The organism is Oceanimonas doudoroffii (assembly GCF_002242685.1).
Taxonomy (GTDB): domain Bacteria; phylum Pseudomonadota; class Gammaproteobacteria; order Enterobacterales; family Aeromonadaceae; genus Oceanimonas; species Oceanimonas doudoroffii.
On record NZ_NBIM01000006.1, the window covers coordinates 86,972 to 113,006 of the forward strand.

General features: G+C 62.1%; 19 protein-coding genes. 5 read left to right on the plus strand and 14 right to left on the minus strand.

Annotation, left to right across the window (positions count from 1 at the left end; translation table 11 throughout):
• Window positions 1-42: 42 nt before the first annotated feature.
• The 8 genes from osmF to B6S08_RS14765 all read right to left on the minus strand — a co-directional run bounded on the left by osmF (window position 43) and on the right by B6S08_RS14765 (window position 12,731).
• On the minus strand, window positions 43-954 hold the full coding sequence (gene osmF / locus B6S08_RS14730; protein WP_094201567.1) for a glycine betaine ABC transporter substrate-binding protein OsmF: 912 nt from the start codon (window positions 952-954) through the stop codon (window positions 43-45).
• Window positions 955-1,028: 74 nt separating this feature from the next.
• Entirely contained in the window at window positions 1,029-5,036 is a 4,008-nt protein-coding gene (locus B6S08_RS14735) for a patatin-like phospholipase domain-containing protein (RefSeq protein WP_094201568.1), read from the minus strand.
• 65 nt (window positions 5,037-5,101) lie between these two features.
• A complete protein-coding gene (locus B6S08_RS14740; protein WP_094201569.1) occupies window positions 5,102-7,168 on the minus strand; it encodes an ABC transporter ATP-binding protein in 2,067 nt (688 codons plus the stop codon).
• Window positions 7,169-7,177: 9 nt separating this feature from the next.
• Complete coding sequence (locus tag B6S08_RS14745) at window positions 7,178-8,053, minus strand: ABC transporter permease (RefSeq protein WP_094201570.1); 876 nt, start codon at window positions 8,051-8,053, stop codon at window positions 7,178-7,180.
• 2 nt (window positions 8,054-8,055) lie between these two features.
• The gene (locus tag B6S08_RS14750; RefSeq protein ID WP_094201571.1) at window positions 8,056-8,994 is read right to left on the minus strand and encodes an ABC transporter permease; all 939 of its coding nucleotides are present in this window, start codon (window positions 8,992-8,994) and stop codon (window positions 8,056-8,058) included.
• Entirely contained in the window at window positions 8,975-10,132 is a 1,158-nt protein-coding gene (locus B6S08_RS14755; protein WP_169716415.1) for an alkaline phosphatase family protein, read from the minus strand. Before B6S08_RS14755 ends, B6S08_RS14750 begins: the two co-directional genes overlap by 20 nt.
• Before the next feature lie 56 nt (window positions 10,133-10,188).
• Window positions 10,189-11,667, minus strand: coding sequence for an ABC transporter substrate-binding protein (locus B6S08_RS14760; RefSeq protein ID WP_094201573.1), 1,479 nt, complete (start codon window positions 11,665-11,667; stop codon window positions 10,189-10,191).
• Window positions 11,668-11,819: 152 nt separating this feature from the next.
• On the minus strand, window positions 11,820-12,731 hold the full coding sequence (locus B6S08_RS14765) for a LysR substrate-binding domain-containing protein (RefSeq protein WP_094201574.1): 912 nt from the start codon (window positions 12,729-12,731) through the stop codon (window positions 11,820-11,822).
• Window positions 12,732-12,929: 198 nt separating this feature from the next.
• On the opposite strand from B6S08_RS14765, the gene B6S08_RS14770 reads away from it, so the two are divergent.
• The 4 genes from B6S08_RS14770 to B6S08_RS14785 all read left to right on the plus strand — a co-directional run bounded on the left by B6S08_RS14770 (window position 12,930) and on the right by B6S08_RS14785 (window position 17,106).
• Complete coding sequence (locus B6S08_RS14770) at window positions 12,930-14,030, plus strand: TauD/TfdA family dioxygenase (RefSeq protein ID WP_094201575.1); 1,101 nt, start codon at window positions 12,930-12,932, stop codon at window positions 14,028-14,030.
• Window positions 14,024-14,608 carry an HD domain-containing protein gene (locus B6S08_RS14775; RefSeq protein WP_094201576.1) on the plus strand — a complete coding sequence of 195 codons (585 nt, stop codon included), beginning with the start codon at window positions 14,024-14,026 and terminating at the stop codon, window positions 14,606-14,608. The genes B6S08_RS14770 and B6S08_RS14775 overlap by 7 nt, the downstream gene beginning before the upstream one ends.
• Before the next feature lie 232 nt (window positions 14,609-14,840).
• Complete coding sequence (gene sstT / locus B6S08_RS14780; RefSeq protein ID WP_094201577.1) at window positions 14,841-16,061, plus strand: serine/threonine transporter SstT; 1,221 nt, start codon at window positions 14,841-14,843, stop codon at window positions 16,059-16,061.
• A 190-nt stretch (window positions 16,062-16,251) separates the two neighbouring features.
• Window positions 16,252-17,106, plus strand: a complete 855-nt coding sequence (locus B6S08_RS14785; protein ID WP_094201578.1) for an ABC transporter substrate-binding protein — start codon at window positions 16,252-16,254, stop codon at window positions 17,104-17,106.
• A 43-nt stretch (window positions 17,107-17,149) separates the two neighbouring features.
• On the opposite strand, the gene B6S08_RS14790 is transcribed toward B6S08_RS14785, so the two are convergent.
• The 6 genes from B6S08_RS14790 to B6S08_RS14815 form a co-directional block, all read right to left on the minus strand.
• On the minus strand, window positions 17,150-17,593 hold the full coding sequence (locus tag B6S08_RS14790; RefSeq protein ID WP_094201579.1) for a universal stress protein: 444 nt from the start codon (window positions 17,591-17,593) through the stop codon (window positions 17,150-17,152).
• Between the two features lie 32 nt (window positions 17,594-17,625).
• Window positions 17,626-18,912, minus strand: coding sequence for a TRAP transporter large permease (locus B6S08_RS14795; RefSeq protein ID WP_094201580.1), 1,287 nt, complete (start codon window positions 18,910-18,912; stop codon window positions 17,626-17,628).
• Between the two features lie 12 nt (window positions 18,913-18,924).
• Entirely contained in the window at window positions 18,925-19,521 is a 597-nt protein-coding gene (locus tag B6S08_RS14800) for a TRAP transporter small permease (RefSeq protein ID WP_094201581.1), read from the minus strand.
• A gap of 70 nt (window positions 19,522-19,591) precedes the next feature.
• Window positions 19,592-20,620: a TRAP transporter substrate-binding protein gene (locus B6S08_RS14805; RefSeq protein WP_094201582.1), complete on the minus strand. Its 1,029-nt coding sequence runs from the start codon at window positions 20,618-20,620 to the stop codon at window positions 19,592-19,594.
• Window positions 20,621-20,992: 372 nt separating this feature from the next.
• The gene (locus B6S08_RS14810; protein ID WP_094201583.1) at window positions 20,993-21,748 is read right to left on the minus strand and encodes a MipA/OmpV family protein; all 756 of its coding nucleotides are present in this window, start codon (window positions 21,746-21,748) and stop codon (window positions 20,993-20,995) included.
• A gap of 150 nt (window positions 21,749-21,898) precedes the next feature.
• On the minus strand, window positions 21,899-24,130 hold the full coding sequence (locus B6S08_RS14815; RefSeq protein ID WP_094201584.1) for an NADP-dependent isocitrate dehydrogenase: 2,232 nt from the start codon (window positions 24,128-24,130) through the stop codon (window positions 21,899-21,901).
• A gap of 348 nt (window positions 24,131-24,478) precedes the next feature.
• Between B6S08_RS14815 and B6S08_RS14820 the strand changes: the two genes are divergently transcribed.
• Complete coding sequence (locus B6S08_RS14820; protein WP_094201585.1) at window positions 24,479-26,032, plus strand: methyl-accepting chemotaxis protein; 1,554 nt, start codon at window positions 24,479-24,481, stop codon at window positions 26,030-26,032.
• Window positions 26,033-26,035 lie beyond the last annotated feature (3 nt).

Below are 26,035 nucleotides of genomic sequence, written 5' to 3' on the forward strand. Positions count from 1 at the left end.
TCGGCAACCTACGCCCTGAATGCTCATTCCCATGATACTCCCTCAGTCCTGGGTCAGTCCGGCCAGGTAGTCGGCGGCCACCGCCTCGGCGCTTTCACCGCCGATGGCGATGCGGCTGTTGAGCTGTTGCAGGGTTTTTATATCCAAAGACTGAAACACCGGCTCGAGAATGCCGGCGATTTCCGGGTGTGCCTCAAGTATGCTCGCCCGCACGATGGGGGCGGGGGCGTATACCGGCTGCACCCCCTTGTCGTCGTCCATCACCACCAACCCCACGGAAGCGATGGCGCCGTCGGTGCCATAGACCATGGCGGCGTTGGTGTCGTCGGTTTGCAGGGCGGCGGCCTTGATGGTGGCGGCGGTGTTGCCACCGGAGAGCACCAGCAACTGGCTGTCGCTCAGCGCAAAGCCATAGGTCTGCTGAAAGGCGGGCAGCACGGCGGGGCTCGACACAAACTCGGCGGATGCCGCCAGCTTGAGCTCGCCGCCTTCGCTGACATAGCGGCCAAAGTCAGACATGGTGACCAGGGCGTTGGCATCGGCGATTTCCTGGCGCACGGCAATGGCCCAGGTGTTGTTGGCGTTGGCCGGGGCCAGCCACACCAACTGGTGGGCGTCAAAATCCAGCTGTTTGGCGAGGGCGTAGCCATCGTCAAAACGTTTCCAGGCGTCGCTGTCTTCTTGTTGGTGAAAAAAGGCGGCGTTGCCGGTGTATTCCGGATAGATGTCGATTTCACCGGCGATAATGGCCTTGCGCACTATGGGGGTGCCACCCAGCTGGCTGCGGTTTTCCACTTCCAGCCCGGCGTTGTTCAGGGCCTGGTAAATCAGGTTGCCGAGCAGGCCGCCTTCGGTGTCAATTTTGGAAGAGACCACAATGGGATCTGCCGCCATGGCCGGCAGGGCAAGGGCGGCAGACAGGGTAAACATGGCCGAAGCCAGCAGCGTTTTCATGGAGCGAATCCTCGTTCGGCAAAATTCGGGGGTACCTAGTTTAAGGGTACCCCATGGCATATCTCATCTGAACCCTATTCAGGTGCTTTTGGTGTTTTACCGGGCTCCTTGTCGGCTTGTCTGGCTTTCATTAACTGTAGCGGTCGCCACAGGCCACCGCGGGTAAAGCCCTGCCATCCCCAGCGCAGCCAGCCCAGCAAGGCAAAGGCCAGCCACAGCGCCCACCCCAGCATCAGCAGCCGGTAGACCAGCAGCGGCACCGACAGCACCCAGCCGGTAGGCAGGCTGCCGCCGCTGCGATCCTGATACCAGCTCAGGTGATTGCCATAAGAGCCGTTGCCGGCAATCTGCATGTCAGGCAGGCCCAGCAGCCCTTGCTGAATGGCGGTGAACAGATAGCCCAGCGCCACCAGAGTCAACAGTACCAGGCCTATTTGTGCCAGATTGAACCAGGCGCCGGCCTGCTGGTGTTGCCAGCGCTGGCGCAGCCCCAGGGCCACAAGCCAGAGCACCACGGTGGCGGCCATCCACAGCGGAATCTGAGTCAGCCCGAGGCCCAGCAGCAGCCAGTGATGAAAGCGCAGCGGCGTGAGCGGCAGCCGGGCCAGCCCCGCCGCCAGCAACAGGGTAATGGCCACCAGGCTCCAGAACAGCACCGCCGGCCCCAGCCGGGGGCCGCCGGCAAACAGCACCCAGCGATCCTGGCCCAGGGTCAGTTCAAGGCGGTGATTGACGCTGTCGACATTGAGCTGCCCCTGTGGCGTGGTAAACAAGGTGCCGATGCCCGGCGCTTGCCGCCAATGCACACGTACGTTTTGCGTGCCCGGTGATACCGGCAGGGTAAGCGTGCGCTCACTCAGGCGCAGCGGCAGGTTACGGCCATTAATGGCGACCGACTGCAGCTCGGCGCCTTCGGGCAATTGCAGGGTATGCAGTCCTCCCTGGCTGCTGCGCAGAATAAGCTCAAGGTGAGCATCGGTGGCGTGTTTGCCGGGCTGTACTCGAAGGGTGCTGGCGTCCAGGGTAAGGGTCTGGCCGGGCACGGCGGCGGGTCGGGTAATGGCCAGGGTAAGCCGCTCGCTGGGCCAGGGCCGCCACTCGGGCAGGGGGCTGCCCCGAGGATGCACCGAAGCCAGCCCTCGACTGCTGATATGCCAGATGGGGCTGGCATTCAGCCGCCAGGTTTCGGTCCAGCCTTGAGTGGCTGGTGCCTCAAGGGTGAGGGTGCCTGCGCGATCCAGCGCCGACTGCCAGCTCAGCTGGCGCTGGCCGGCGGCCAGGCTGATCTGTGCCTTGCCGTCTACCACCCTGATGCCGTCGGTAAGCACCGACTCACCGGGCAGCAGTGGTATGTCCAGGCGCAGGGCCTGCTCCAGCCCGTTCTGGCGAACCAGTTGGTAGTCTACCCGCCAGTCCAGCCCCAATTGCAGGGTGCGGCTCAGTTGGGCAAAGGCGGGCAGCGCCCCGGGTTTTAACCCTGTGTTATCCGGTCGGCCATCGGCGTCAAGGCGAGTGAGCTGCAGCCGGCCCTCGGGCACACCATTGTCGTTGAGGCCCTGTAACCGCCAGCCGTCCAGCCGAGCACTCACCCGCTTGGGGGGTAATGGCAGGGGCAACTGCAGCCGGCTCTGGGGCGGCAGCGGACCGCTCAGCTCGATGTGGTGAATGCCCGCCGGCAGTGGCAGATGCAATACACCTTCGGCGTTGCGCCACAAACCGCGCGCGGGCCTGTCGTTCAGTCGTACTCGCTGTGGCTGCCACGAATCCCGTTGCGCCGGCAGGGGGATGGCCATGCCGGTCTGAGTGTGAATCTCAAGGGCCAGGGTCAGCCACTGTGGTGTGGCGGTAAGCGTCATCTCGCTAGTGAGTGCACACTGGGGAAGGCATTCGGGAGGGGCCAGCAGGCGGGTTTTAAGCTCCGCCAGCAGCTCGGCAGGGGGAAATTCCGCCCTGGCCTGCTGGGGCAGCGCCAACAGCGGCAGCACCAGCAGGGCGGGCAGCCAGCTCCACAGTTTTTGTTGCCAATACAGGCCCTTGCCGCGGCCGACACTCACGCCCGCCATGCGCAGCACCAACAGGCACAGTAATGCCACTCGCAACAGGTTGAGCAGGGTGTTGATCGTGGGCGACAACAGCACCAGCCGCAGTTGTTGCTGAGGCGTGACCGAGCCGTTCCAGTCGAACTCCACGCTGCGCCACTGCCAGTCCGGCAGCCCCGGGCCGGTCTGCACCAGGGCATTCGGATCCAGCCGGGGAAGGGGCTCGCGAACGGGAGCATCCGCTAACGACATCATCTCATCGGCCACTGCTTCCGCCTCGGTTTTGGCCTGGCGCGGACTGCCGGCCACGGCGGCGGGCGCCACCGCACCCGGCCGTGCCAGCTGCGGATAGAGGGCGGTGCGCAGCTCGTCCACCATAAAGGGAACGGCAATAAGGGTAAGCACTGACAATGCCAGCAACCGGTAGCCTGCCACCCAGTGGCGCAGCCTGCCCACCGGCAGCACCTTGAGCAGGGCGCAGGCCGCCAGCAGATGTAGCCAGACCCAGCGCGGTGGTCCCAGCCCCGAAGGTTGATGCCAGATAAGCCCCAGGGTCAGCAGGGTGAGCAGGCCCCAGTGCCAGCCCCACAGCCGAAATGCCGCGACGGCGGCGATCAGCACCAGAAACAAGTCCAGCAGGGTCCAGCGTTGCAGCCAGGTATGGGGTGTGTTGTCCATGCCAAAGGCCGCCAGCAGACTCCAGCCCGGCGGCAGGTGCAGCCGGCTGCTCAAGCGTTGCACCGTGAGATCCCAGCCTACTGCCGGCAACGTGCCGGTGTGATGGCCGAGTCGGCTGTCGGCCATCAGGCTCAGTGTTCCCGGGCGCAGTTCAACACCGGGCTGGCCCTGCTCAAGCTCGGTCACCAGTCGGGGCTCGCCATTGACCGACACTCGCCCCAGGGCAAGGGGCGTGCTCAGCCGGGCGTGGTGGCCAAGGGTACCGGTGAATTCGTCCTGCAGGGTGTAGCCGCCACCGTCAAAGTCCAGCCACAGCTCCCGACGCAGGGCCAGCTGGGCAGGTTCGGATTCAGGGTTGCCCCGGCGCAGCACGCGAAAATTCATGGTGCTGCCCGGTATCATGCGAAAGGCGGGCAGTGACTGCCATTCGGGCGGCAGGCCGCTCTGGCTGGCATCCCTTGCCGGGGGGCCGGTGATCTCAGCCAGTCGTAATGTCGGGTAGGCCTGTACCGCCCAGACTTCCTCCTCGGGCCAGGGGGCGGGAATGACCGGCAATGTCAGGGCACCGACCTCGCCGGGATGCCGGCTGGCCAGTTGCAGTTGCCAGCGGCCCGGCCGTGCCTGTATGCGCAGGCGACCATCCGGCTCCAGCCGGGCGGGCAAGGGGCTGTTCAGCGTCAGCGGTATATGGTGCTCAAGCAGTGCCGGGCCCAGCAGTAACTCCCTGGGCTCCCCGGCCACGCTAAGCTCAATGCGAGTATTTACCCGCAGGGGAATGTCGTCGTCGATATGGCGGTATACGTTGATATCCAGGGTATTGGCCGCGGGCGTTTGGGCCAGATCGCGCCGCGCCGGCCACAGCCGGCCCCGTTGATCCAGCTCGGGGGCGGCAATGTCCCGGCCATTCAGGCTGAGTGCCAGCAGGCCGGTGCCGGCGTCCAGTTGCAGGCTGACCGGCAGCCGGGCCCATTGCCAGTGGCCTGCCACTCGGTGCTCACCGGCAGGCAGAAAAAGCGCCGGCCTGCCCTTGTGCTCGGTCAGGGCGGCGGGCTCGCCGTTAACCGTCACGCCCTGGGGCCAGTGCTCGCGGTCGCCGGGCAGGGGAATGCTGGCGGCGTCATCCAGCTGCCAGCCCTGCTCAAAGCGACCACCGTCATTGGTGAGTGCGAGCACCAGCCGTCCCGGCCAGGCACAGCGGCGCTCGGTGTGCTGCCGGTACAGCAGCGGGCAGCGGGCTTGGGTTTCGCCGTGCAATGCCCACTCTACCCAGGGTTGCAGCGAAGCGGGCACTTGCTTTGAGGGCGAAAGCTGAGCCGCCACGGACGGCACAACACACAACAGCAGTAGGCAAAGAAACGGGCGCATCAAGAGTCCTTTCATGGCGGCGAAAACGGCGTGTCTCTATCCTAGCAGGCCCGGCAAGAAAGGAGTCAAACGACATTCAATGGCGCCGATTTCCGCTCAGGGAAGCCCAAGGTCACGGGCTCAGGCAAAACTTCTTGGGTCATCGGAGCCTCCGCTGCCAGTGTTTCCGGTGGCAGGTGACAGCGCAGCCAGCCATTTTCGCCGGATTGAATCGGTGGCAATCGTTGATCACAGATGCCCGGCCTGGCATGGGGGCAACGGCCCTGAAAGGCGCACCCTCGCGCCGGCAGGCCCGGCTCCTGGGCGACGTCCGCGTCGGCGGCCGGCAGCGGCGTGCCCGGGGTCAGGGTGGCATTCAGCAGCAGGCGAGTATAGGGGTGCAGCGGGCCCGATTGCAGTTGCCGAGTGCTGCAAAGCTGCATCAGCCTGCCCTTGTACAGCACGGCGACCTTGTCGGCAAAATGCCTGACCAGGCTGAGATCATGGGTGATAAACAGAATGCCGATATTTCTGTCCCGCTGCAGCCGGGCCAGCAGCCGCAGAATGGCCGCCTGTACCGACACATCCAGTGCCGAGGTGACTTCGTCGCACAGCAGCAGCCCGGGCCTGGCCGCCAGGGCCCGGGCGATGGCGGCGCGCTGCAGCTCTCCGCCCGACAGCTGCCCCGGCAGCCTGTCGAGGTAGTCGGGGTTGAGTTTGACCTCCTGCAGCAGCCGGCCCGCCTGCCTTCGGCATTCGTCCCCCTGCAGGCCAAACCAGGTCTGCAGCACCGGGGCCAGGCTTTGAAACAGGGTCAGCCGTGGATTCAGGGCGGCATCCGGGTGCTGGAAAATCAGCTGAATATTGCGCTTTTGCGCTCGGGTTCGGGTCTCTATTCCTGCGCCAAGCACGTCGCCGTTGAGCAGGCTTTGCCCGGCCTGAATTGGATTGATGCCGGCGATGGCCTTCAGGATGGAAGACTTGCCACTGCCGGACTCGCCAATCAGGGCCAGGGTTTGTCCCCGGCTCAGGCTGAAGCTGACATCGTCCACGGTATTGATGACGGTGTGCCGCCGCCACTTGTCGAGCCAGCCGGGACGCTGGTAACGAATGGCCAGCTCACTGACCTGCAACAGGGGCGTGTCCTGGCTCAAGTCCGGCCTCGGCGGTGTGTGCCCGGTGGCCGGCAGATCCGTCGTGACCTGATGGGGAAAATGGCAGGCCACCCCCTCCCGTGCCGACAGCGAGGGCATGTGTTGCCGGCACTTGGGCTGAACGCTCGCGCAGCGTCCGGCAAAGGGGCAGCCTTCGAACCGGCTGCCGACGGCGGGCGGGGCACCGGGCAGTTCGGGAGGCAGTCCCTGGTTCCGATATCCGGGAGAGGCGGCGAGCAGGGCGTGAGTGTAGGGGTGGCGAGGGTGGGCGATCAGGGCATCCTTGTCGGCGATTTCAACCAGGTGGCCGGCATACATGACGGCGACGCGATCGCAGAGGCTGGAGACGGCGCCCAGATCATGGCTGATAAAGACGATGCTGGTGTTCAGTTCGTTACGCAGTTGCCGCAGCAAATGCAGCACATGCACCTGGGTGGTGGCATCGAGCCCGGTGGTGGGCTCGTCCATCAGCAGCAGCCGGGGCTTGGCCGCCAGGGCCATGGCGATCACTACCCGTTGCTGCTGTCCGCCCGAGAGCTGGTGCGGGTAGCGGTTTAGCAGGCTGGCCGGCGCGGGCAGCCGCACCTGTTCCAGCAGGGCAATGGCGCCGTCCTTGTGGTCCCCGGAACCCTGGTGCAGGCGCAGCATTTCCTGCAGTTGGCTGCCAATGGTCAGGTGAGGCGTGAGGGCCTGCCCCGCCTGCTGGGGAATAAGGCAGATACCGTGTCGGTGAATCAGCGTGTCCGGGCGATGCTCATTAAGGGTGAGCGGGGCCCCGTTCACCCTGACTTCACCGGCGGTGACCTGGCTGCCGCCGCGCAGCAGGCCCAGCATGGCCATGGCCAGGGTGCTCTTGCCACAGCCGGACTCGCCGACAACGCCGAGAATTTCCCGCGGTGCCAGCGTCAGGCTGACGCCGCGCAGGACGGCGCGATAATCGCCTTGCCGATCCTGGTAACCGAGCTGCAGATCCTTGATGGTCAGTAACGTATTGGGCATGATGGCTCCTTAATGAACAGCGGAAGACTTATCAATACCCAGGGTCTTGGCCAGGGCGTCTGAGGTCAGGTTGATGGCGATGATCAGGCTGCTGAGCGCGATAATGGGCGCCAGCACCGCCCAGGGGGCAATGGACATAAAGCCGCGGGAGTCGGCAATCATCAGGCCCCAGTCCGGTGTCGGCGGGGAGACGCCAAAGCCGAGAAAGGAAAGAGAGCTGAAGGCCAGCAGCATCCAGGACCAGCGCATGGCGATTTCCACCAGGATCACGTCCATGACATTGGGAATGACTTCGCGCCTGAGCAGGGTGAAGTCACCGTCGCCCCGCAGGCGCGCGGCGGTGACGAAGTCACGGCACAGCACCTCCCTGGCGGCGGTCAGCACCACGCGAATCACGGCAATGCCATAGAAAAAACCCAGGGTGATGATAAACACCAGGGGGCCGGGGCCGGCCAGGCTGATGATCAGCAGCATGAACAGCAGCCAGGGAATGGACAGCAGCGCATCGACCAGGCGCAGGGTCAGATCCTCCAGCCGGCCACCACGCAGGGCGATAAACAGGCCGGCCAGCGAGCCCCAGGCGACGGCCAACAGGGCGGCGGGAAAGGTGGTGATCATGGCCTCGCGCCCGCCCATCAGGGTGCGGCTTAATACATCCCGGCCCATTTGATCGGTGCCGAACCAGTGCTCGGTACTGGGCGCCTGCAGCGTGGCCAGGCTGTCGGCGGCCGCAAAATCATAAGGGACAAGCCAGGGCGCAAACAGCATCACCAGCAGGTGCAGGGTCAGCAGTAACAGGCCGATTTGGCCCGCTCGAGTATTAAGCAGGCGGGACAGAATGGCAGGGCAGGTCGGCCTGCCGGACAAGCGTTGGGCGAATGACATGGTTATCTCAGCTTTGGATTGAGCAGTGCAACACCGAGATCGGCGAGCAGGTTACAGGCGATATAAATGGCCGAAAGGGTCAGGGCACAGGCCTGCACCACGGGAATATCCCGGTCGTAAACGGCGGAGATCATCAGGGTGCCAATGCCCGGGTAGTTGAAGACCTGCTCGATGATCACCACTCCGCCCAGCAGCCAGGCGACCGTCATGGCCGACAGGGTGATGGTCGGCAATACGGCGGCCGGCAGCACATGGCGCAGCAGCAGGCTGGCGGTGGGAATGCGCCGAATACGGGCCATCCTGACAAAGCCTGCCGACAGCACGTCTATGGTGCTGCTGCGCATCATGCGCATCATGTGCGCGGTGCTGATCAGCACCAGGGTCAGGGCCGGCAGCCAGGCATTGGGCAGAAGTACATCCAGCCCGGCATGGGCATCCGCCAGGGTGATGGCCGGAAACCAGGGCAGCCAGACGGCAAATACCAGGGTCAGCAGGGTGGCGGTGATAAATTCGGGAATGGTCATGGCCAGCAGGGTGGTGCCGGACACCAGGTTATCCAGCCAGGAGTCCCGATAGATGGCGGTGACCATGCCCAGCAGCAGGGCCAGCGGAATCGCCAGCACGGCCGCCAGTCCGCCCAGCAGGGCGGTGTTGGCGAGGCGGGGCAGCAGTTCATCGTTGACTGGCCGGCCACTGGAGAGGGAAAGCCCGAAGTTGCCCTCGGCCAGGTGGCTGCTCCAGGACAGGAAGCGCTCCTGCATCGGCTGGCTCAGGCCGAAATTGTCCCGGCACAGGGCCAGGTTGTTGTCGGTGGCGCTGCGACCGAGGTAGCCGGTGCAGAAATCCCCCGGCAGTGCCTCGGTGACCGTAAAAACCAGGCAGGCGACAAATGCCAGGGTGAACACGGCGTAAAGCAGCCGTTTAAAGCACAGCATCAACATGGGTGTTCTCTGCGAATTGATAAGTGATGCCCAGCAGCCGGGCCAGGGTCGGCGTCACGCTCAGCGAATCCGCCCAGGGAATGTGCCGGGCCGGTACTCCGGGCCCGGCAAAGATAGCGATGCGCTCGTCTTCGGCATGGTTCGGGCCCATGCCGTGCGTGGACACGTATTTCGGCCTGGCCACGGCGGCATTCCCCGTGTGTTTGGCGGCGGGCTCAAAACTGGTGTGGGCCGGGGCAACAAATACGGCCAGCTGGCCGGTGTGGGCTGCCGGCAGGTATTGCGAGCCATCCAGCCGCGTCACGCCATGGGCGAGCAGTTTGCTGCCGATGTCATCCAGCTCGGCGGCACTGCGGTAGGCGACAAACAGCAGGCCCCCGTCACAATGGGCATTGGCGCCCGGAATAATGTGCTCTATCACCAGCGCCGTTTGCACCGGGGCATGGCCGTGGTCACTGACGATGGCCAGGCGGTACTGGTCGGCCAGTCCGCTTTCACGCAACCGGGTCAGCAGGCTGCCAAGCTGGGCATCGACCAGCTCCAGCGACCAGGCCACCAGCTCCCGGTCGTCACCCAAAATGTGCTGGCAGTAGTCCGGGCTGTTCAGTTCCAGTAACAGCAGGTCGGGCTGGTGCCGTTCAAGCAGTTGCCAGGCCTGCTGCAGCAGCCGGTGATCATTGGCGGCGACCCGGGTCAGGGATTCCGCAGCACCGCTCAGAGCATGCATGTCGGGCCGCTCCAGCGCCTTGGCCCGCCGGCAGCCATCCTCCCACCAGGGAGACAGATACCAGTCGCAATCATCGGCACCGACCATGCCAAAGCCGACGGAGGCGACGGTTTTACCCTGCCGCCGGGCCAGTTCGGCCAGGGTGGGTGCACACAGGTCTTCGGCGCAGGCCGGTGGAAAGTGCTGGCCATTCCACAGGTTGTTGGCGTAAATGCCATGCCGGGAGGCGTTCACCCCGGTCAGCATGCCGGCCCGGGCGGGCATGGAGTTGGCGTTGGCATCGGCCCCCAGCCGTTGCACCAGGCAGCCCTCCTGGGCCAGGTGATGCAGGTGGGGCAGGCGATGGCGATAGTGGGCGAACAGGCTGGCACCGACACCATCCAGCAGAACAACAATCAATTTACCGGACATGGTTATCTCCGAAATGGCCATGCGCCCACTCGGGCGCATGGGGGAAAGCGCAGGGCTCAGGACTTGTCCACCAGGTGCCAGCGAATGGCGAAGTGCTCAACGGCGGGAATTGATACATTGGCCCGCATCACCCGGTTGTTGTTCAGGTGGAAGGGGATCAGGGTTCCGCTTTGCTCGGTCAGCATGGTCTGGGCCTCCTGATAGAGGCGGGCGCGCTTGTCCTTGTCCAGCTCCTGCCGGGCCTGAGTCAGCAGTTGATCGAAGGCCGGATTGTTAAAGCCGGATTCATTCCATGGGGCCGTACTGCCAAAAATTTCACTCAGCACCTGATCGGCAGGACGCTGGCCCCAGGCGGTATTGAACGCGGGCTTTTTCATCCAGATGGTGTTCCAGTAATCGGAGGCGGGCACGGTGTGAATATTGATGGTGATGCCGGCCTGGGCTGCCTGACGCTGATAAATTTCCGACATCGGTCGAAAGTAACCGTCAACGGTGCTGGTATAGAGATCCAGGGTCAGGCCATTTGGGTAGCCGGCTTCGTTCAGCAGTGCCCTGGCTCCGTCGATGTCCTGCTCACAGGTTTGTTCCAGTCGGTACTGATCTCCGGCCCATACCGGGTTGTCGCAGGCCACGGTGGCGCCCCCCTTGCCAAACAGCAGCTGAATCATTTCCTGGCGATCTACCACCAGGCGCAGTGCCTTTCTGACCCTGGGATCCTGCAGGGCCGGGTCGTCGTTGCGAAATACAATGCCGCGCCAGTCACCGGTGGGAATGGCGTCGTAATGAAAGTGCTTGTTGCCCTCAAACATGCGCAGCTGCTGGCCGTTAACGCCGTTCCAGCCGGCCCAGTCGACCTGGCCCGCCAGCAACGCCTGAGTACGGGCGTTTTCATCCGCAATGGCGATAAGCTCCATGCCATCCAGCCTGGGTTTGCCTTCCCAGTAGTCGGCAAAGGCATCAAAGGAGGTGGTGCCTTTGGGCTGGAATTTGGTCAGCTTGAAAGGACCGGTACCCACGCCCATCAGGGCCGGATCCTCATCAAAGCCTACCGGCACTATCTTGGCGCGGTAATCCATCAGCAGGATGGGCAGGTCGGCATGGGCCTGGTTCAGGGTAAAAATCACCTTGCCGTCTTCGGTGCCGGTGACCTGCTTGATGATCGACAGGGCCGCGCGGGCCGGTGCGTCACGCTGGGGATCCAGAATGCGGTTGAAGCTGTAGACCACGTCTTCCGCGGTCATGATGTTGCCATTGTGGAATTTGACATTTGGGCGCAGGGTAAAGGTCCACTGGTCGGCGCTGTCATTGGCACTCCAGCCGCTGGCCAGGGAGGCGACCGGCTCGCCCTGTTCGCCCTGGCGCACCAGCCGGTTGTACAGCACCTGCACGGCATCGTAATAGCGGGTGGTAGAGATGGGGTCGAGGGATTCCTTGCCGTTATATTCCAGCCAGTAGGGGGTCTTCAGGGTTTCGGCCTGAGCCAGGGTGGTGCCGGAGATAAGGAGTAATCCGGCCAGGCTGTGCTTCCAGTTCATATCGACGTCTCACTAACGGTATGGGGATTGCCAGTGAGATTAACCGGGGGCCGTGACGGTTTTTTGATGCAGGTACGCCCTTTTTTCGAGTTTGCAGGCAGGGTTGCTAAGGGAGAGCCTTAGCAAAACCGGGGCAAGACTCGAACGATTTCCTACCTGGCGGCATTTTCCTGCTCCAGCTCCTGCAGCAGCCAGTGTCTGAACACTCGAATTTTTTCCAGCTCCCGCTTGTGGGGCGGAATCAGCAGAAAGTGGTTGCTCTGGCTCGGCATGCGGTAGGCATGGGCCTGGATCAGTTCGCGGCGGGCCAGCAACTGCCTGACCAGTGGGTAGCGCACCAGCAGCAGGCCCAGCCCCTGAAGGGCGGCGGCAATGGCCAGGCTGGAGGTGCTAAATTCCATCGGCGGCATGGTATAGCCCTGCTGAGGATCCTGCTGCCGAAACCAGTCCCGCCACCCTTCACGGTAGCCGTAGCATCCCAGCTTGGGGTAGGAAGACAACAAATGCAGCGGGGCATCGGCGGGGTAGTGCACCAGCAGTGACGGACTGGCCACTACTACCCAGTCGTCGTTGGTCAGTTGCTCGGCGTCCCGATCCGGCCAGTTGCCGTAACCATTGATGATTTCCGCATCCACCTCGCCCGGTTCGTCCGGTATGGCATGGTTGGTGGCCAGCAGCCTCAGCAGTATGCCCGGGTAAGCCTCGCGAAAACGGGCCAGCCGAGGGATCAGCCAGTGCTCGGCAAAGCTGTGGGCCACCCGCAAGGTCAGCTGGGTTTGTTGCTCGCCGTGAAACAGATCGTCCGTGCCCTTCTTCAGGGATTCAAACAGCCAGCTTAACAGCGGCAGATAGGACCGGGCCTCGTCGGTGAGTTCGATGCGGCTGCCCTTGCGAATGAACAGCCTGACATTCAGAAAGTCTTCAAGCTGTTTTACCCGCTGGCTGATGGCGCCCTGGGTTACGCACAGTTCTTCGGCGGCCCGGGTCAGGCTTTGATAGCGGGCGGCAGTCTCAAAGGCCAGCAGGGCATTGAGGGGAGGTAAACGGTTGGTTTTGTATTGCATCACCTTTCAGACCTGAATCAGTTGTTACGGACAAGGCACGGCCAAATGGGCGTGCTCGGGGCTACTCCCTAGTACCCGGAATGAGTGACGTTTTGATGACATGGGCTTCAGCATTTCTAAGGCCAAGCCACAGAAATGATCGATGTTGCCGACGCTGCCGCGTCGCTAGAGTAGCGACAAACCAAAGGGAGCGACCATATGTTGAACGACTTCGAATTTGAGCAGAACAGCCTGACCCTGAACTGGCATGACGGCCGGGTGACCCGGCTCGATGTTTTGTGGCTGCAGGATCATGATCCTGCCGGACGGCATGCCAATGGCCAGCGGCTGATCTCGGTGCTGGATCTGGACTGGCAGGCCACCATCCAGTCGGTGGAGCGGCAGGACGACGAACTGGTGATTCGGCTGAGCAATGACCGCCGGCTGCATTATTCGCTGGCACGACTGCACCAGGACGGCCTGGTGAGCCAGCAGGACGACAGAGGCTGGTCTGGAAAAACCCTGTGGCGAGGGGAGGACTTTCAAGTGCCCACCGTCGACTGGCAGGCCTATCAGAGTCAGGATGACGCGCGCCGAAGGGCGCTGGCCGCCGTGGCCGACAGCGGACTGGTGCTGCTGCGGGGCGTGCCCTGTGAGCCGGGACAGGTATTAAAGGTCATCGAGACCTTTGGCTTTGTGCGGGAAACCAATTATGGCCGCCTGTTTGACGTGCAGACCGTGGTCTCACCCAGCAACCTGGCATTCAGCAACCTGGGACTGGGCCCGCATACCGACAACCCCTACCGGGATCCGGTGCCCGGCATACAGCTGCTGCATTGCCTGGCCAATGAGGTGGACGGCGGCGAGAATCTGCTGGTCGACGGCTTTCAGGCGGCTGCCATGTTGCGGCAAGAGTACCCCGAGGCATTTGAGTTGCTGACTCAGGTTCGACTGCCCTATCGGTTCAGCGATGGCCAGGCCGATCTGCGCAGCCGAGTGCCTTTTATCGAAACCGACCAGGCCGGCAATGTGCTCAAGGTGCGTTACAACAACCGCTCCATTGCTCCCTTTATGTTGCCGTTTGATGAGCAGCGGGCCTTCTACCAGGCCTATCGGCTCTGGGCGGAAGTCCTGTCTGACCCGGAGCTGGCGCTCACCTTTCGCCTGGAGCCCGGCGACTGCCTGGTGTTTGACAACACGCGAGTGATGCATGCCCGCACCGCCTTTACCGATGGCGGTCGCCGTCATCTGCAGGGCGCCTACAGCGATCTGGACGGGCTCTACTCCTCCCTGTATCAGTCAGGAGCCCAATCATGCTGAACCAGGCCCCGACCCGGGAGAATATTCTCGACATGATCGAAGCTATCTTCACGCTCCATGGCGCCGACTCCTACCTGGGCGAAGAAGTGACCATGGCCCAGCATATGTTGCAGGCGGCCTGGCTGGGCGAGCGGCAGGGAGAGAGTGAGGCCGTGGTGCTGGCGGCCCTGCTCCATGATGTGGGCCACTATGCCAACAAGCTGCCGCCGGAAGTGCTGATGTCGGGAACGGACAATCGTCATCAGGAGTCGGCCTCGGCCTGGCTGGCCCCGTTTTTTCCCGCCGAGATCATCGAGCCCATTCGCCTGCATGTGGCTGCCAAGCGATATTTGGTCACGGTGGACCCGGACTATCGAGCACAGTTGTCACAGGCATCCCTGGACTCGTTGATCCTGCAGGGCGGCAACATGTCGGCGGCAGAGGTGGAGCAAATGGAAGCCAGTCCTTACCTGGACATGGCCATTCGCGTGCGCCGGCTGGATGATCAGGGCAAGGATCCGGAGTTAACCACGCCGGACTTCGGCCATTTCAAACCCAGGCTGGCCCGCTGGCTGCTGCCCGGTGACCCCGAGCGATAATTGTCTGGCACTTATTTGTGCCGCGCGGTCCCAAGGGGTCGCCTATGGGGCATGAGGGATTCAAGCGAAGAAAATCGATTCGATGGGGGTGTTGATAAAGCCGGGCAGCAGGCGCTACAACTGTGTCATGTATTGCAAAATATTGCATTTTTGGTTTGTTTGTGAGCGGTCATGCTATAGAGTTGCGTGGTTTTTAGGATATAAGATGGCTCTCAGGCCACAAAGGATGACTATGAACCAAACCCAACCTCTGATGCTGCGCATGGTCTATGGCGGCAGCCTGGTAACTCGAATTTTGATCGGTATTGTGGCCGGTGCCCTGCTGGCGGTGCTGGCTCCCTCTGCGGCCGAGTCGGCCGGCCTGTTGGGCAGCCTGTTTGTGGGCGCGCTCAAGGCCGTGGCCCCGGTGCTGGTGTTCGTGCTGGTGATGTCCTCCATCGCCAATCACAAGAAAGGCGAGCAGACCAGCATTCGGCCCATTCTCTATCTCTACCTGCTGGGCACCTTTGCCGCCGCACTCACCGCCGTGCTGCTGAGCTTTGCCTTTCCCACCGAGCTGGTGCTGGTGAGCCATGGCGGCGAAGCGTCGCCCCCCGAAGGCATTGGCGAAGTGCTGCAGACCCTGGTGTTCAACATTGTCGACAATCCGGTAAATGCCCTGCTGACCGGCAACTTTATCGGCGTGCTGGCCTGGGCCGTGGGCCTGGGACTGGCATTTCACCATGCCGGCGACAGCACCAAGACCCTGCTGGGCGACCTGTCGATGGGCGTGTCGGCCATCGTCAAGTTTGTTATTCGCCTGGCACCGGTGGGCATTTTTGGCCTGGTGGCCAATACCATCGCCAGCACCGGTTTTGACGCGCTCTGGGGTTATGCCCAGCTGCTCGCGGTGCTGCTTGGCGCCATGATGATCATTGCCTTGGTGGTGAACCCGCTGCTGGTGTACCTGAAGATTGGACGTAACCCCTATCCGCTGGTGCTGCAGTGCCTGCGTGAAAGTGGCGTGACCGCCTTCTTCACCCGCAGCTCCGCCGCCAATATTCCGGTGAACATGGAGCTGTGCAAAAAGCTCAAGCTGCACGAAGACACCTACTCGGTGTCCATTCCCCTGGGCGCCACCATCAACATGGGTGGGGCCGCCATCACCATTACCGTGCTGACCCTGGCGGCGGTCAATACCCTGGGCATTGAGGTGGACATCATGACCGCCCTGTTGCTGAGCGTGGTGGCGGCGGTGTCGGCCTGTGGCGCCTCGGGCGTGGCCGGTGGCTCGCTGCTGCTGATCCCCCTGGCCTGCAGCCTGTTTGGCATTCCCAATGAGGTGGCCATGCAGGTAGTGGCCGTGGGCTTTATTATTGGCGTGCTGCAGGACTCTGCCGAAACCGGCCTGAACAGCTCCACCGACGTGCTGTTTACCGCCGCGGCCTGCATTGCCGACGAGCAACGAGGCTAAATAACCTCCTGAACGGAAAAGGCCGGTGAGTGCAAACTCACCGGCCTTTTTTATTGCCCGTATGGGTACTCGGTTTCGCCGTTGCTGTTTTTGCAACGAACAGTGCCACATTCAGGCGCAAACGGAGCCTGTTAATCATGCAATAATGAGAATTATTATTGATAACAAACAGCGCGCAAAGGAGATTCTGATGAAATTGGCAACCGTCTTGTCGGCCGCCGGCCTGGTGCTGGCCAGCCAGCTGGCCATGGCCGCCGCACCGGCCCGTATCGTTAGCTTTGACCACGGCAGCCTGGATACGCTCGACGCCCTCGGCCTTGGCAAGCAGGTGGTGGCCGTGCCCAAACAGGCCATGCCCGCCTACCTGTCGGCCTACACCGGTGCCGCCTTCAACGATGCGGGTAGTCTGAAAGAGCCTGATATTGATGCCCTCAAAGCGGCCGAACCGTCCCTGATCCTGATCACAGGCCGGCAGGGTGGCAGTAGAGAACAGCTGGAAACGGTGGCTCCGGTGCGCGATGTGACCCTGCAGGGAGACGACTACTGGTCAGCCTTCAGCGCCAGGGTGCGTAGCCTGGCCGGCGAGCTGGGTGCCGCCGACGGGGGCGAACGGGCCCTGGGCCAGCTGGAGCGGCGGCTGGCCGAACTCAGGGCCGGCATTAACGGCGACCCTGAAGTACTGGTGGTGACCCATAACGAGGGCAAGTTTTCCCTGCGCCATGAGGCCGTGGTCGAGCAGTTGCTGAAGCTGAAGGCACCCGAACTGCCGGACGGCGTGGACAGTGTCACTCATGGTGCCCGCAGCTTTACTCCGCTCACGCCGGCCCTGATGGCCCAAATGCAACCCGCCGCCGTGCTGGTGGTGGATCGCAGCGCCGCCATTGGCGGTGAGCCGCTGGAGCAGGCCAACCTGCGTCAGGCCCTGGACGCGGCCGGTGGTCAGGACATTCGCCTGGGCTACCTGAGCCCCGCCCTCTGGTACCTTTCCGGCGGTGGCCTGCAAAGCGTGCGCCTGCAGGCGGAAGAAGTGGCGGCGGTTCTCTGAGTCCATGCTCCGGCGGCTTGGCCGCCGGAGCATAGCTGTCCGGTTACACAACCAGTACCGGGCATTTGGCGGCGCTGGTGACCCGGTGAGAGACGCTGCCAAGCAGCATGCCTTCTTTGTCGCTATGGGTGCCGCGGGTGCCCACCACAATCAGGTCCGCCTCCTTTTCCCGAGCAAACTTCACGATGATTTTTGAAGGGCGGCCGCCGCGCACAAAACCACGCAGATGAGTGGCACCCCGTTCCCGGGCGTGAGTCTTGGCGAAGTTGACCACTTCACGGGCGTACTCCGACAGCACCTTGTCGGGAATGTCCATCTCCACCGGACGACCGATGGACAGGCTGGCCTCAAACAGGCTGTGATGCTTGTACACACAAATCAGCAATATCTCGGCCTCGGGCAGCAGCCGTTGCAGCTGCACCGCCTTGTCTACCGCCCTGAGCGCGGTGTCGGAGCCGTCCACGGCCACCACGATTCGTTGAAACACATAGCCTCCTTTCTGTGTGCGGCAAACGGGAGTCAGTCCGCAAAGGCCAGATCCCGAAAGTACAGCGCGATGTCGGGAAAGGCGATAATCAGCCCGGCGGCCACCACCAGCATAAAGATAAAGGGGGGCGTGCCGCGGATCACTTCCATATAGGGCCGCTTGAAAATGGCGATGGCGGTGAAAATGTCACAGCCAAAGGGGGGCGTGGCCGAGCCAATGGCCACCTGCAGGGTAATCAGCACCCCCACCAGTACCGGATCCAGCCCGGTGGACTGAATGGCCGGGGCAAAAATGGGGGTGAGCACCAGGATCACCACGATGGGATCCACAAACATGCAGGCGATAAAGAAGGCCACGCAAATGGCGATCAGCACGCCCACCGGGCCGGCTTCGTTCACGCCCACCGATTCCAGAATGGTCTGGGGCACCTGGGCAAACGACAGTATCCAGGAAAAGCCGTTGCCCACCGCCACCAGAATAAACACCACGGCGGTGATCAGACCCGTGGACTTGGCAATGCGGTAGATGTCGGGCAGTTTCAGCGAGCGGAACACCACGAACTCCAGCAAAAAGGCGTAGAGCACACACACCGCGGCGGCCTCGGTAGGGCTGAAAATGCCGCCGTAAATGCCGCCCACAATGATCACCGGAAAGAACAGCGGCCACAGCGCCATGCGCACCGCCCGGCCGCGTTCACGCCAGCTGGCCCTGGGCTCGGTAGGCACCTCGTTCTTGTGGGCGTAATACAGGCAGTAGAGCGAGAACATAAACAGGATCAGCAGTCCCGGGCCGATGCCGGCAATAAACAGCTCGGCGATGGAGGTTTCCGAGATCACCCCGTAGATAATCATGCCGATGCTGGGGGGGATTAAAAAGGCGATGTCACTGGCGTTGATGATCAGCGCCAGGGTAAAGGGATCGGAATAACCGGCCCTGAGCATCTTGGGCCGCAGTGGCGAACCCACCGCCACCACGGTGGCCTGGGTGGAGCCGGACACGGCGCCAAACAGGGTGCAGGAGGTGGCGGTGCTGATGGCCAGCCCGCCCTTGATGTGGCCGATAAAGGCCATCACCATGTTGATCAGCCGGTCGGCGGAGTGGCCCCGGGTCATGATGTCGGCGGCGAGAATAAACATGGGCACGGCAATCAGCGAGGCCGGGCGAATGCCGCCCATCATCTGCTGAATAAAGGTGCCCATCTGGCCAAAGCCGTCGAACATCATTACAAAGCCAACCACGGCGGCGGTGATCAGCGGAATCATCATGGGAAAGCCCAGCAGCAGCAGGCCAATCATGATCGACATTAACAGTGTTGCCATGGAATCAGCCCTTTACACTTCGGTTTCGGTGTCGTCGTAGCCGTCCGGCACACCGGTTGAGAGATACACGCCGCGACTGGTGATGTTTTTGACGGCGGTCAGAAAATACTGAATACCGGTAATGGCAAAGCCCACCGGCGCCCACAGGTAAATCCACCAGATTTCGAACCCCAGCGCCGGCAGAATGCGGCCGCGGCTGTACAGGGTTTCGATGTAGCCGTAGGCGTGGTAACAGAGGAAAAACATCACTATCGAGGTGAACAGTGCGATCAGCACCATCAGCACCTTGCGTGGCCCGACCGAAAGTGAGTCGTATAGCGCCGACATGCGAATGTGACGGCCGTGGCGGGCGGCGTAGCCCAGGCCGGCAAAGGTGATGAGGATGATCAGGATACGGTTGATTTCGCCGGAGAAGAAAAAACCCTCTCCAAACACAAAGCGGGCAATAACATTGGCGCAGGTATTGACCGCCATCAGCAGCACGCCGGCGGCCAGCAGCACCGCCTCAAGGCGGGCTATTCCTTCGTCGACCCAGCCCAGTACGCCGGGCAGGCCGGAGTGGTAACTGGCGGTGTCGTCTTCGACGGTTTCCTTGGATTTATCAGACATTCCGTGCTCCTTGGCCGGCATGGATCGCCGGCCAGGGTAAGAAGAAAGGGGCGGTGAGCGCCCCGTGTGGTTAGTTGGTAATGGCGTCGAGGTCTTGCTTGAAGGTGTTGAGCAGATCCTGGCCACGCTCACCGGTCATCTCGATGAATTTGGCTTCCACCTGGGGGGCGCGCTCGCGAAAGGCGGCAATCTGCTCTTCGTTCAGGCGGGTGACAGTCACCTCGTCGCTGCTGCTGGTGATCTTCTCCAGGGAGCGTTCGGCCAGGCCGTCGATGTGGGTGAGGATCTCTTCAAAGGCGTAATCGGATGCCTTTTGCACCAGCTGCTTGTCTTCGTCAGACAGGCCGTTGTAGAAGTCCTGGTTGGCCATCATGGCGGTGGTGAACCAGCCGTGACCGGTAAAGATCAGATTGGGCGACACCTCGTACAGGCCGCCGGATTCGATCCAGAAGATGGGGTTTTCCTGGCCCTGAATCATGTTGGTCTGCAGTGCGCCATAGACTTCGCCCCAGGGCAGGGGGGTAGGGGTGGCGCCAAAGGCGGAGTAGGTTTCCGACAGCAGCGGGTTGGTCATCACCCGTACCTTCTTGTTCTTGAGCTCTTCGGGAGTGGTGATGGGCTCGTCCAGGGTGACCACAAACTCGCCTTCCGGGTACATTTGCAGCAGTTCCAGTCCCTTTTCCGCGTACAGTGCCGGGAACTTCTCGTTGATGGCCTCACTTTCCCGAAAGAAGCTCACCACGTCCTTCATGTCGGTGGGCATCAGGTAGGGAATAAAAAAGATCTGCGCTTCGGGGATCAGGGCACCGGTAAAGCCGGGGGACTGATTCACGAAATTCAGAATACCTGCCTGAGTCTGCTCCATGATGTCATCGGACTCGCCCAGCTCGCCAAAGCGGTAGATTTGCAGCTGGTGATTCGAGTTGTCTTCGATGTATTCCTTGAATTTGTGGGCGAACACATCCTGCACATCCCCTTCGTACTCCTCGTGGGCATAGCGCCAGGTGTCGGCCTGGACGGCGCCGCAGGTGAACAGGGCCAGGGCGGAGACGCCGGCCAGTTGCTTGAGCCTGAACTTGAATCCCTTTTGCATATCCATTTGGTGCTCCATTATGGTTTCGTGTTCTAACTTTAAATCCGCTTATAGACTGGCAAAATAAGAAAAAAGACGCAAGAAGATGGGCTCGTTTATATCTGTTTTGATGATTCATCGAGAAAGGAGTGACGCCATATCCCGGCATGTGTTGTGTGAATTTTGGTGTTTTTGTGACTTTTGTGTGTTTTTGATGGTGGTGGGCTAAGTTGGGTGAGCACTGCTAAAGGGTTGGGGGCTAAATATTACAGTGGTAACTAAAGCGTTCGCCCTGGCCCCAACAGCAGACTAGTCGTCATCAAGCCAAACAGGCAACCCTGCTGTTGCTTCGCATGACGTAATCAGGCCGACATACCTAGCGGTCTGCCGGCCAAAAGATCAAAAATGGTAGCTCAGCACCATGCCGGCCAAGCTCTGAGTGGCGTCGCCGGCATTTTTCACTATGGGGCTGTCTCTGGCATCGCCGGTCAGTTGCGTGATGCCGGCCAGGCCGGTCACCGACCACCGGGCGGCAAAACGGTAATTGAGGTTGCCGCTCAGTCCCAGGCGCCAGTAACCGTCGGTGGGTTCATAGCGGCTGAAGCCGCTGCGGGCGGCGTCGCGGGCCGACACTCGAAACAAGCTTTGAGTCCACGCCTTGCTGCTGTATACCAGGCTGGGGCCTATGCCGGCAGACCAGTTCGGGGCAGGCTGGCCACGCCAGCCTGCCCGCAGGGTAAGCTTGTAGCCGTCCACATCACCGCTGAGCGGGGTTTCCGCCTGTAGGCTCAGGTTCCAGGGGGCGGGCTGGTAGCTCAGTCGCAGGCCGCCGGTGAGGCTGTCGTCTACCTCGTCAAAACGGCTCAGATCACCGGTGTTGTCGCGGCCGGGCTGGTACCCCAGAAAGGGAGACAGGGTCCAGTTCCGCTGCCGGTAAAGATTCCAGCCCAGGCCGTCTCTCAGGTTGAGGTAAAGCTGATCGCCATAGCGCAGGTTGAGATCCGGCAGCACCCTAGCCTCGTCATCGTCACTGCCAAGATAGTCGGGAGCCTGAATAACGGAAGCGCCTATGCTGCCGTTCAGGGTTTGAGCCATGGCCGAAGTGGCCAGCAGGAACGGGGCGGCGAGAGAACAATACACAAGGGATCTGCACATTAAGGGCTCACCTCCTGAGATTAAGGCCGGTATGAGTCTAGCATGCCGTTCGCCATTGTCGTCAGGGTGAGCGTCCAGATTGGGCGGGCCGAGAATAGAAATAAAAAACCCGGCCGAAGCCGGGTTTGCATGAAGGCATTGCAGAGCGGATTAGCCGTTCAGCTGGGCCAGGGTCTGGTTCAGGGTGGCGCTGGGGCGCATTACCTTTTCCAGCGCCGCCGGATCGGCGTGGTAGTAGCCCTGTACGCCGGCAGAGTTGCCCTGCACCGCGTTCAGCTCGCTCACGATCTTGTCTTCGTTATCGGCCAGGGACTTGGCCAGGGGCGCGAAGTGGGCGGCCAGCTCGGCGTCGTCGCCCTGGGCGGCCAGTTCCTGGGCCCAGTACATGGCCAGATAGAAGTGGCTGCCCCGGTTGTCGAGCTCACCGGCACGGCGAGAAGGCGACTTACCGTTGTCCAGCAACTGCTCGGTGGCCTTGTCCAGGCAGGCAGCCAGCACCTTGGCGCGGTCGTTGCCTTCCTTGATGCCCAGCTCTTCCAGCGACACCGCCAGGGCCAGGAATTCACCGAGGGAGTCCCAGCGCAGGTGGTTTTCTTCCATCAGCTGCTGCACATGCTTGGGCGCGGAGCCGCCGGCACCGGTTTCGTACATGCCGCCGCCGGCCAGCATGGGCACGATGGACAGCATCTTGGCGGAGGTGCCCAGTTCCATGATCGGGAACAGATCGGTGAGGTAGTCACGCAGCACGTTGCCGGTCACGGAGATGGTGTCCTTGCCGCGCTTCATGCGCTCCATGGAGAAGCGGATGGCCTCGTTGTAGGACATGAGGTGAATGGACAGGCCGTTCAGATCGTGCTCCTGCAGGTAGTGCTCCACCTTCTTGCGCAGCTCGTTGTCGTGGGCGCGCTCGTCGTCCAGCCAGAACACCGCCGGGGTGTCGGAGTTGCGGGCGCGGTTCACTGCCAGCTTGACCCAGTCGCGAATGGCCGCGTCCTTGGTCTGGCAGGCACGCCAGATGTCGCCCTTTTCCACGTCGTGCTGCATCAGCACCTCGCCGGCCTCGTTCAGCACGCGCATGGTGCCGTTTTCGGTCAGTTCAAAGGTCTTGTCGTGAGAGCCGTATTCTTCGGCCTTCATCGCCATCAGGCCCACGTTGGATACCGAGCCCATGGTGCGCGGATCAAAGGCGCCATTGGTCTTGCAGAAGTTGATCACTTCCTGATAGATGCGGGCATAGGTGGACTCGGGCATTACTGCCTTGGTGTCCTTCAGCTTGCCGTCGCGACCCCACATTTGACCGGAGTTGCGGATCATGGCGGGCATGGAGGCATCCACGATCACGTCGCTCGGTACGTGCAGGTTGGTGATGCCTTTTACGGAGTCCACCATAGCCAGCTCCGGCCGGTGCTCGTAGCAGTCGTGAATGGCTTCTTCGATTTCTTCCTGGGTGGACTGGGGCAGGCTCTTGATCTTGTCGTACACGCTGCTCATGCCGTTGTTGGGGTTGACCCCCAGCTCGTCAAACAGCTTGCCGTACTTGTCGAACACTTCCTTGTAGAACACCTTGACCGCATGACCGAACACGATGGGGTGAGACACCTTCATCATGGTGGCCTTGACGTGCAGGGACCACATCACGCCGGCTTCCTTGCATTCCTGCAGGGTCTGCTCAAAGAAGCTTTCCAGCGCCTTGGCGCTCATGAACATGCTGTCGAGCACTTCACCTTGCTGCAGCGCCAGCTCTTTTTTCAGCTGGGGCTTGCCGTCCTGACCGATAAACTCGATGCGCACGGTCTGGGCCTTGTCCATGGTGACGGACTGCTCGCTGGAGAAGAAGTCACCGCCGTTCATGTAGTCGGCGTGGGAGCGGGACGCCTTGTTCCAGGCACCCATGGAGTGGGGGTATTTGCGGGCAAAGGCCTTGACCGCGGCCGGAGCGCGACGGTCGGAGTTACCCTGACGCAGCACCGGGTTCACGGCGCTGCCCAACACCTTGGTGTAGGCTTCGCGAATGGCCTTGTCTTCATCGGTCTTGGGATTTTCCGGAAAATCGGGCACGTCATAACCCTGGGACTGCAGCTCCTTGATACAGGCACGCAGCTGGGGCACGGAGGCACTGATGTTGGGCAGCTTGATGATGTTGGCGTGCGGATCCTGGGTCAGCTCACCCAGCTCGGCCAGGCCGTCGGCCACGCGCTGCTCGTCGGTCAGACGCTCGGGAAAGGCAGCCAGTACACGGCCGGCCAGGGAGATGTCGCTCAGGGTGACATCAATGCCGGCGGCGTCGGTAAAGGTGCGAATAATGGGCAGCAGAGAGTAGGTGGCCAGAGCGGGGGCTTCGTCGGTGAGGGTGTAGACGATGGTCGATTGTTTGGTGGTCATTATTTCCCTATTTCCCAGGTTGATGTTGGGGGAGCAGCGGTTGCACCTGGTACCGAAGGATAACCGGTACTGGCGCTGGACTTGAATCCGCCGCGCGGAACTTCAGGCGCTCATTGTATGACACTTGGGCGCCGGGACTTAAGTGTTCAACTTCAAATAAGAAAGAAATAGTCGGCACAATGGTCTGTTTGGAACCATACTAAATCGGTTGCTTCCTTTCGGCGGGGCCAGGTCAGAGGCCCGGTAATTTGCGGTCAAGCCGGAAGGGATTGATGTCGTTATGCCTTACAATTCACGCGGGTTCACCCTGTTTCGGTTTGTGGTATCAGCATCAGGCAAGGATTTGGCATGAGAAAAAATCTTCCCGTCACCAGCAACGAACGTACCTTTGATGCCGCCGAGCGGCTGATATCCACCACGGATGTGCATGGCACCATCCTTCACTGCAACGATGCCTTTGTGAGCGTCAGCGGTTATACCCGCGAGGAACTGATTGGTCAGCCCCACAATCTGGTGCGTCACCCGGACATGCCTCCCCTGGCGTTCAAAATCATGTGGGAGCACCTCAAGACGGGACAGCCCTGGATGGGACTGGTGAAAAACCGTTGCAAGAACGGCGACTATTACTGGGTTGATGCCTATGTCTCGCCCATCACCAAGGATGGCAACGTGGTTGGCTTTGAGTCGGTGCGCTCCTGTCCCGACCGGGAAGACGTGGCCCGGGCCGAACGGCTGTATGCCCGTTTGCGGGCGGGCAAGGCCTTGCCCGGAAAGGGTCTGTTGAGCCGGCCCTGGCCCTGGCTGGTGGCGGCGCAGGTGCTGGTGGCGGGCCTGTTGCTGGGCGGTTACCGCAATGAGGGCATTGCCCTGGAGCTGTTATCGCTGGCCGCCTTTGGCGGCTGGGTGAGTTACCTGCACGGCCAGGCCCTGAAGCGCCTCGATGTGCTGCTGGGGGGCGCCTTTCGCCATGAACTGGCCATGCATACCCACAGCCGGGATCTGGGCATGCTGGGTCGGCTCAAGGTGGGTATTCGCAGTGAAAAGGCGCGGTTGATGGCCATTATCACCCGTATTGAAGACGCCGCCGCCAGGGTCAGTAGCCGTTCCGACAACGGCCATGTGCAGTCCCGCCAGGCACGGGAGGGCATGGCCAGCCTGCGTCAGGAAACCGAACAGGTGGCCACCGCCATGAATGAGATGAGCGCCACCATCAATGACGTGACCGCCCATGTGCAGGAAACCGCCAGCCAGGCCGACAACGCCAGCCGCATGGCCCGTGAAGGCCTGGAAGTGGCCGGGGTGACCCGGGAAGCCATTGCCGAGCTGAAGAACACCGTCGACGACATCAGTGGTGAGGTGCAGCGGCTGGCGGAGAAGACCGCCGGCATTGCCCAGGTGGCCAATATGATCGAGGTGATCTCGGAGCAGACCAACCTGCTGGCGCTTAATGCCGCCATCGAGGCCGCCCGTGCCGGCGAGCAGGGCCGGGGCTTTGCGGTGGTGGCCGATGAGGTACGCCAGCTGGCGGGACGCACGCGGGAATCCACCGGGGAGATTCAGCGCATCGTGGCGGACCTGACCGACAGGGCGAGCTCGTCGGTGGACGTGGCCGAGCAGGGCAAGATCAGTGCCGAGTCGGGACTGGCGCGGGTAGTGGAAACCGAAAACACCCTGAGTGGCATCGCCTCGGCGGTGTCCCGCATCGCCGACATGTCGATGCAGATGGCCACGGCGGTAGAGCAGCAGGCGCGGGTGGCGGAAGACATCAATCAGCAGGCGGTGAACATGGCCAGCCTGTCGGACGCGGGCCTGTCCCAGGCGGATTCTGCCGCCGGCAGCATGGAAGGGCTGCAGTCGGTGGCCACCGAGCTGCATGATCTGGTGGTGCGGTTGAAGCGCTGAGGC

Coding starts and splice junctions, on each gene's coding strand:
- B6S08_RS14755 (WP_169716415.1), bottom strand. CDS start 10,132: ATGTCCGGTAAATTGATTGTTGTTCTGCTGGATGGTGTCGGTGCCAGC.
- B6S08_RS14770 (WP_094201575.1), top strand. CDS start 12,930: ATGTTGAACGACTTCGAATTTGAGCAGAACAGCCTGACCCTGAACTGG.
- sstT (WP_094201577.1), top strand. CDS start 14,841: ATGAACCAAACCCAACCTCTGATGCTGCGCATGGTCTATGGCGGCAGC.
- B6S08_RS14800 (WP_094201581.1), bottom strand. CDS start 19,521: ATGTCTGATAAATCCAAGGAAACCGTCGAAGACGACACCGCCAGTTAC.
- B6S08_RS14820 (WP_094201585.1), top strand. CDS start 24,479: ATGAGAAAAAATCTTCCCGTCACCAGCAACGAACGTACCTTTGATGCC.
- B6S08_RS14765 (WP_094201574.1), bottom strand. CDS start 12,731: ATGCAATACAAAACCAACCGTTTACCTCCCCTCAATGCCCTGCTGGCC.
- B6S08_RS14810 (WP_094201583.1), bottom strand. CDS start 21,748: ATGTGCAGATCCCTTGTGTATTGTTCTCTCGCCGCCCCGTTCCTGCTG.
- B6S08_RS14740 (WP_094201569.1), bottom strand. CDS start 7,168: ATGCCCAATACGTTACTGACCATCAAGGATCTGCAGCTCGGTTACCAG.
- B6S08_RS14760 (WP_094201573.1), bottom strand. CDS start 11,667: ATGAACTGGAAGCACAGCCTGGCCGGATTACTCCTTATCTCCGGCACC.
- osmF (WP_094201567.1), bottom strand. CDS start 954: ATGAAAACGCTGCTGGCTTCGGCCATGTTTACCCTGTCTGCCGCCCTT.
- B6S08_RS14805 (WP_094201582.1), bottom strand. CDS start 20,620: ATGGATATGCAAAAGGGATTCAAGTTCAGGCTCAAGCAACTGGCCGGC.
- B6S08_RS14745 (WP_094201570.1), bottom strand. CDS start 8,053: ATGTCATTCGCCCAACGCTTGTCCGGCAGGCCGACCTGCCCTGCCATT.
- B6S08_RS14735 (WP_094201568.1), bottom strand. CDS start 5,036: ATGCGCCCGTTTCTTTGCCTACTGCTGTTGTGTGTTGTGCCGTCCGTG.
- B6S08_RS14795 (WP_094201580.1), bottom strand. CDS start 18,912: ATGGCAACACTGTTAATGTCGATCATGATTGGCCTGCTGCTGCTGGGC.
- B6S08_RS14815 (WP_094201584.1), bottom strand. CDS start 24,130: ATGACCACCAAACAATCGACCATCGTCTACACCCTCACCGACGAAGCC.
- B6S08_RS14750 (WP_094201571.1), bottom strand. CDS start 8,994: ATGTTGATGCTGTGCTTTAAACGGCTGCTTTACGCCGTGTTCACCCTG.
- B6S08_RS14775 (WP_094201576.1), top strand. CDS start 14,024: ATGCTGAACCAGGCCCCGACCCGGGAGAATATTCTCGACATGATCGAA.
- B6S08_RS14785 (WP_094201578.1), top strand. CDS start 16,252: ATGAAATTGGCAACCGTCTTGTCGGCCGCCGGCCTGGTGCTGGCCAGC.